The following is a 2,566-nucleotide window of genomic DNA, read 5'->3' on the forward strand; positions in this document are numbered from 1 at the left end:
CTTTTCTCGGCCACCCCGTTCATCCCATAGCAGGCCAAGGCGGGACACGAAAGTGTGTTGCGAGGTCTCTGGACGCCGCCGGTGAGATGCTGTTCAAACCGGTTCCGTCATGACAGCCGTTCCCGAGACCGCAACCTTACCCGAAACGGCCACCAATGCGCGGCGCGTGGCGCTGATCGTCGCCATCGCGTTCTTCATGCAGTTTCTGGATTCGACGATCATCTCGACCTCGCTGCCGCAGATGGGGGCTTCCTTCGGCGTGTCGGCAGTGGCGATCAGCATCGGCATCACCGTCTACATGCTGACCATGGCCGTATTCGTGCCGCTGTCGGGCTGGCTCGCCGACCGGTTCGGCGCACGCAACATCTTCCTGCTGGCGATCGTCCTGTTCACCCTGGCCTCGCTTGCCTGCGGCGTCTCGCAAAACCTGACCCAGTTCGTCGCCGCACGTGTCGTGCAAGGGCTCGGCAGCGCGCTGATGACGCCGGTCGGGCGCATCCTGGTACTGCGTAATGCGTCGAAGTCGGAGCTGCTGAACGCCACGGCACTGATCACCTGGCCGGCGCTGTTTGCGCCGGTGATCGGGCCGGTGCTTGGTGGCTTCATCACCACCTATCTGTCCTGGCACTGGAATTTCTTCATCAACATCCCGCTTGGCGTGGTCGGGTTGGTGCTGGTCGCCCGCTTCATTCCGGGCGATCGCGAAGCCGACCCCAAGCCGCTCGACTGGCCGGGTTTTTTCCTGACATCGGCGGGGCTTGCCTTGCTTCTCTATGGCCTTGAACGCATCGCGCACCCGGAGGATGGCGTTTTACCGACGGTGCTGCTGGTCGTAGCCGGCATCGTCATCGGCTGGCTGGCGGTGCGGCATCTCAGGCGCGCGCCGCATCCGCTGCTCGATCTCTCCTCGTTCAAGGTGCTGACCTTCGCCATCTCGACGCTTGCCGCCGGCACCATTTTCCGGGTGGCGATCAACGCCACGCCGTTCCTGTTGCCGCTGCTGTTCCAGGTCGGCTTTGGCCTCTCGTCCGTCGATGCCGGCTTGATGATCCTGGCCTATTTCCTCGGCAATCTCGGCATGAAGACGGTGACGACACCAACGCTGCGCCGTTTCGGCTTCCGGTCGGTGCTGGTCGTCAACGGCCTGATCGCTTCGGCGGCGATCATGGCATGTGCTGCGATCTCACCGCAGACGCCGCAAGCGCTGGTGGTGGCGTTGATGCTGATCGCCGGCCTGTCGCGCTCGATGCAGTTCACCGCGCTCAACACACTGGCCTTCGCCGACATCGATGCGGCGCAACGAAGCTCGGCGGCGACGCTGTCCTCGATGCTGCAGCAGGTGGCGATGCTGTTCGGCGTCGCGGTGGCGGCGGCGATCCTCAATTTGTCGCAGATCGCCAGGGACCGGCCGGCCCTCGATCTTGTGGATTTTCGAGTGGCCTTCCTGGCGATCGGCGCCATCGGGCTGGTGGCGGCGTTGCGTTTTCTCGTGCTGCCGCCAGGTGCGGGCGCGGAGGTTTCCGGCCACTCGCCGGGAAATTGAGATCGATTTTTCCGCCTGATGCGGAGATAAATTCCGTCTTGTCCTTTCGCCTTGGTGCAGCCTTTTCGCGAGTGGCGGCAATGGCGCAAGCAATTGCCAAAAGTGCAGAGTTTTCCGAGCATTGCGCCAGCTTCGGCAATCGACGCGTCCATTTGGTAAATATCGCTGCCGGCCGGGGTTCCGAGCGCGGATTCATTTGACGAACCGGCGTTGGGCCGATTAGCGTTCTTTCCCAGGGATGGCAGCGATGCCATCGGGGCAAACGCAGACATGAACACGATCGGCTGGCCGAATTTCAGGAGCCTGAATCAGGAAGGCATTGTCTTTGCCATAGCGGTGGTGCTGTTCGTTGCAGCGGCCATAGGCCTGCCAGGTTTCATCGATCCCAACAATCTCGTCGCCATCGTCCGCTCCGTGTCGGTGCTGGGCATCCTTGCGCTCGGCATGGCCGTCGTCATCATCGGACGCGGCATCGACCTCTCCGCCGTGGCGATCATGGCGATGTCTGTCGCCTGGTATCTGCAACTTCTGAATTCGGGAACGCCGGACGGGCTGGCCTTCGCCTATGTGCTGGCCGGTGTGCTGGCCATCGGCCTGCTCAACGGCTTTCTCGTCGCCTATGCCGATGTGCCCGCGATCTTCGTGACGCTGGCGACAGGCTCCTTCGTCTTCGGCTATGTGCGCTCGCAGCTGATCACGCAGGATGCGGTGCCGGTGCCGCAGGGCCACTGGGTCGAGCTGCTCGGCGGCCTGCGCTTCCTCGATATTCCGGTCGAGGTGTTCGTCTTTGCCGGCCTCGCCTTCCTCTTCTTCCTGTTCCTGCGCTACACCAAATGGGGCCGCTACATCTACTTCGCCGGCGACAATCCGGTTGCAGCCCGCAACATCGGCATTCCGGTGCGGCCGATGCTGGTGCTGCGCTATGTGCTTTCCGCTTTCGTCGCACTGGTCGCCGGCCTGCTGACGGCGGCGAGCCTGCATTCGATCAACACCCGCGTCGTCAATTCGACGCTGCTCTACGAC

Annotated in this window: 2 protein-coding genes; both read left to right on the forward strand. The window is 62.9% G+C overall.

Annotated elements, in window-relative coordinates:
- Positions 1–109 precede the first annotated feature (109 nt).
- Positions 110–1,543 carry a DHA2 family efflux MFS transporter permease subunit gene (locus tag EN964_RS31545; RefSeq protein ID WP_127273597.1) on the forward strand — a complete coding sequence of 478 codons (1,434 nt, stop codon included), beginning with the start codon at positions 110–112 and terminating at the stop codon, positions 1,541–1,543.
- Positions 1,544–1,813: 270 nt separating this feature from the next.
- The coding region (locus EN964_RS31550; protein WP_145968317.1) for an ABC transporter permease at positions 1,814–2,566 on the forward strand (753 nt) is incomplete at its 3' end.

Origin of the sequence: Mesorhizobium sp. M7A.F.Ca.CA.001.10.2.1, assembly GCF_003998575.1 — a bacterium.
Lineage (GTDB): Bacteria > Pseudomonadota > Alphaproteobacteria > Rhizobiales > Rhizobiaceae > Mesorhizobium.

Coding starts and splice junctions, on each gene's coding strand:
- EN964_RS31545 (WP_127273597.1), top strand. CDS start 110: ATGACAGCCGTTCCCGAGACCGCAACCTTACCCGAAACGGCCACCAAT.